This is a genomic window from Bradyrhizobium sp. Leo170 (assembly GCF_004296405.1).
GTDB lineage: Bacteria > Pseudomonadota > Alphaproteobacteria > Rhizobiales > Xanthobacteraceae > Bradyrhizobium.
Map to the genome: position 1 here is coordinate 1 of NZ_PSRR01000836.1, position 622 is coordinate 622.

Here is a 622-nt window from a genome sequence, read left to right on the forward strand (position 1 = left end):
TCTTTCGGTTCGCAAATCCTGGTGCGAGAGCAACGACCCCGAATTTGCGGCCAAAGCCGCCGATGTTGTTGGTCTTTATGTCGATCCGCCTGCAAAGGCCATTGTCTTGTGCGTCGATGAGAAGCCATCGATCCAGGCCCTGGAGCGCGCCCAAAGCTATCTGAAGCTGCCCAACGGACGGGCTTTGACTGGCCAAAGCCATGATTACAAGCGGCATGGCACGACGACGCTGTTCGCCGCGCTCCAGGTTGCCACCGGAACGGTCATCGCGGAGCATTCAAGCGCCGCCGCCGCATGGAGTTCCTCGGCTTCATGAACCGGCTGGTTGCCAGCTTTCCGGACCGCGAACTTCACGTCATCCTGGACAACCTCAACACGCACAAGAAGAATGAGCGCTGGCTCAAAAAGCACCCCTTGGTGCAGTTTCATTTTACGCCGACGGGGCATCTTGGCTCAATCAGGTCGAGACCTGGTTCTCCATCCTGCAAGGCCAGTCGTTGAACGGTGCATCATTCACCGCCGTCACGCAGCTACAGGAGCACATCGATGCCTTCATCCGCGCCTACAATGAAAAAGCACAGCCCTTCGCCTGGACGAAGAAACGAGTCCGCCAAAACGGTTC

1 pseudogene is annotated in these 622 nt (G+C 57.7%); it reads left to right on the forward strand.

What is annotated here, in order from left to right:
• Nucleotides 1–622, forward strand: a pseudogene (locus CWO89_RS44995) (IS630 family transposase); the annotation flags it as partial.